The 3,680-nt window shown below is 71.2% G+C and carries 1 protein-coding gene; it reads right to left on the bottom strand.

Annotation, left to right across the window (positions count from 1 at the left end):
* The coding region (locus tag NQU54_RS48175; RefSeq protein ID WP_257636590.1) for an SDR family NAD(P)-dependent oxidoreductase at positions 1 to 3,680 on the bottom strand (3,680 nt) is incomplete at both ends.

The raw sequence follows: 3,680 nt of genomic DNA, 5'->3' as shown, positions 1-3,680 counted from the left end.
CGCAGCAGGGACCAACCCACCTCTCCGGCGCTCACCTCGGGGTCGCCGATGATGTGCCCGGTCAAGGCTCGCGCCTGGCCCCGTAGCGCCGCGTCGCTCTGTGCGGAGACCACCCATGGCACGACCCCCGCGACGTTCGATACGGGGGCGGGCCCGGTTGGCTCGGGGGCCTGCTCAAGGATGAGATGGGCGTTCGTACCCGAGATGCCGAAGGAGGAGACCCCCGCCCGGCGGGGCCGGTCGCCCTGGGGCCAGGGGACGGTTTCGGCGAGCAGGCGCAGGTCGCCCGCGGTCCAGTCGACATTCGGGGACGGTTCGTCGATGTGCAGTGAGGCGGGCAGCACACCGTGGCGCATGGCCATCACCATCTTGATGACTCCGGCCACTCCGGAGGCGGCCTGGGTGTGGCCGATGTTGGACTTGATAGAGCCGAGCCACAGCGGATGTCCCTCGGGCCGTTCCTGTCCGTACGTGGCGAGCAGCGCCTGGGCCTCGATCGGGTCGCCGAGCGTGGTTCCGGTGCCGTGTGCCTCGACGGCGTCCACGTCCGACGGCGACAGCCGGGCGTTGGCGAGTGCCTGCCGGATCACCCGTTGCTGTGAGGGTCCGTTCGGCGCGGTGAGGCCGTTGCTGGTGCCGTCCTGGTTGACGGCGGAGCCCCGGACGACGGCCAGCACACGGTGGCCGTTGCGGCGCGCGTCCGACAGCCGTTCCAGCAGTACAAGGCCGATGCCCTCGCCCCACACCATGCCGTCCGCCGCTGCCGCGAACGGTTTGCACCGCGCGTCGGGTGCAAGACCGCGCTGGCGGGAGAACTCGATGAACGCACCCGGCGTGGCCATCACGGTGACGCCACCAGCCAGCGCCATCGTGCATTCGCCCTGGCGCAGGGCCTGGGCCGCCAGATGCATCGCCACCAGGGAGGATGAGCACGCGGTGTCCACCGTGACCGCCGGGCCTTCGAGGCCGAACGAGTAGGCCACCCGGCCGGACACCACACTGCCGATATTGCCCGTGGCGACATAGCCTTCGACGTCGCTCGCCGTATCGCCGGTGAGGGACAGATAGTCCTGCGAGGTCACCCCCGCGAACACTCCCGTGTTACTGCCCGCGAGTGTGTCCCGGTCCAGGCCCGCGCTCTCGAAGGTCTCCCAGGCGGTCTCCAGGAGCAGCCGCTGCTGGGGGTCCATGGCGATCGCCTCGCGTGGGCTGATGCCGAAGAAGGCGGGGTCGAACTCGGCCGCGTGGCGGAGGAAGCCGCCCTCGCGGACGTAGCTCGTCCCCGCGCGGTCGGGGTCGGGGTCGTAGAGCGCGTCCAGATCCCAGTTGCGGTCGGTGGGCATCTGCGCGATGGCATCGCGGTGGGCGATGACCAGGTCCCAGAGATCCTGCGGGGAGTGTGCGTCGCCGGGGTAGCGGCAGGCCATGCCGACGATCGCGATCGGCTCGTCCTGGGCGGCCGTGGTGGGGCTGTGGGCGGCGACGGCCGTCTGCTGGCCCGTGAGTTCGGCGCGAAGGTAGGTGGCCAGGGCGTTGGGCGTGGGGTGGTCGAAGACGAGCGCGGGCGCGAGGTCGATTCCGGTGGCGGTGGCGAGCTGGTTGCGCAGCTCCACGGCGGTCAGGGAGTCGAACCCGAGCTCCTGGAACGGCTGGGCGGGCGGAACGGCGTCCGGCCCGGAATGTCCCAGGATCGAGGCTGCGAGGGACTGGATGCGTTCGAGCAGGAGCTGGTGCTGTTGCTCGGGGGTGCCGGCGGAGAGCCGCTGCTGGAGCGAGGTGCCGGTGGATGCGTCCGTGATGCGTTCGGTCGGGCTCTCGATGGCCGTGATCAGCTCGTCGAGCAGCGGGCTGGGGCGCTGGGCGGTGAACGCCGTCGGGAACTTCTCCCAGTCGATGTCGGCGACGGTGATCGTGGTGTCACGGTGGTCCAGGGCGTGCTGGAGCGATGCGACGGCCAGTTCGGGGCTCAGCGGAGACAGTCCACGTCGGCCGTAGAACGCGAGCGCGGTTTCGTCGGCGGCCATGCCCGCGTCGCCCCAGGGGCCCCAGGCGAGGCTGGTGGCGGGCAGGCCCCGGGCGCGGCGGTGTTCGGCGAGCGCGTCCAGGTAGGTGTTGGCGGCGGCGTAGGCCCCTTGGCGACTGCCGCCCCACGCTGCCGCGCCGGAGGAGAAGAGCACGAAGGCGCTGAGGTCGAGCTCCTGGGTCAGTTCATGCAGATGGGCGGCGGCCAGGGCCTTGGGCCCGAGCACATGCTCCAGCCGCTCCGGACCCAGATCGGCGAGGAGCTCGGTGTCCGACGTTCCGGCGGCGTGGATGACGGTGGTGAGGGGGTGTTCGGCGGGGATGGTGCCGAGAAGGCGCTGGAGTGCGGCGCGGTCGGAGGCGTCGCAGGCGGTGATGGTGACCGCCGTGCCCAAGTCGACCAGCTCCTCGGTGAGTTGGGCGGCCCCCGGCGCGTCCGGGCCGGAACGGCTGATGAGGTGGATATGGGGTGCGCCAAGGCGGGCGAGCCAGCGGGCGACATGGGCGCCGAGGCCACCGGTGCCGCCGGTGATGAGCGTGGTGCCCGTGGGCTGCCACGTCCTGGGGGCGGCGGTGGGGGCGCTGGCCTTACGGAGGCGCCGGGCGTAGCTGCCGGTGGCGCGGATGGCGGTCTGGTCCTCCGGCCGACCGGGGGTGAGCAGGGCGGCCAGACGATCGGCGGTGTGGTGGTCGATGACGGCCGGGAGGTCGATCAGACCACCCCAGCGGCGAGGGTGTTCCAGAGCGGCGGCGCGGCCCAGTCCCCATGTCTGCGCCTGCCGCGGGCTGGGGAGCGGATCGCCGGGACCGGTGGCGACGGCGCCCTGCGTGAGGCACCACAGGGGTGCCGGGATCTCGGCGTCCCCGAGGGCCTGGAGGAGCACGGTGGTCGCGGCCAGCCCGGAGGGCACGGCGGCATATTCGGGGTGCGGCTCCTCGTCGAGTGCGAGCAGGCTCAGCACTCCGGTGGGTTCGTCCTGCATGGCCAGACGCGTGAGGTGGTCCGCCAGGGCGTCGCGATCGACGGTGCGGGTGTCGAGCACACGGCGGATCGGGGTGGCACCGTGGGTGGTCAGGGCATGCGCGACGGTTTCCACAGCAGGGTGGCCGGACTGACCGGCGGGGATGATCAGCAGCCAGGTGCCGGAGAGGTCCGGAGGGGCGGAGGAAGCGGAAAGGCGCTTCCAGGCGATCTGATACCGCCAGGAATTGATGACCGACTGCTCCCGATGATGCCGTCGCCAAGCGGACAGCGTTGGGAGCACGGCACTCAGCATGGGCTGCTGGTCAGCCGGTGAGTCGATGGTCGCCGCCAGGGCTTCCAGATCCTCGCGCTCCACCGCCTCCCAGAACTTCCTGTCGACCAGAGCTGCCTCGGTGGGCGTCGGATTCGAGGAGGGGGCCGACGACAGCCAGTAGTGCTGGTGCTGGAAGGCATACGTCGGCAACCCGACCACCCGGGGAACCGGGGCGGCGGGATACCAGCTGGTCCAGTCGATTTCGACACCGGCGGTGTGGAGGCGGGCGAGGGTGTGGGTGAGGGCCCGCCGCTCGGGCTGTTTACGGGTGAGGGCGGATGTGATCAGCGGTGTGGGCTGGTTGGTGGGGTTTTTGGTGGTGTGGTGGTGGAGGGTGTGGTGGGTTGCGGTGGTGAGGAC

Source organism: Streptomyces malaysiensis subsp. samsunensis (genome assembly GCF_024519315.1).
Classification (GTDB): domain Bacteria; phylum Actinomycetota; class Actinomycetes; order Streptomycetales; family Streptomycetaceae; genus Streptomyces; species Streptomyces malaysiensis.
This window is presented reverse-complemented; position numbering and strand designations above follow the sequence as displayed.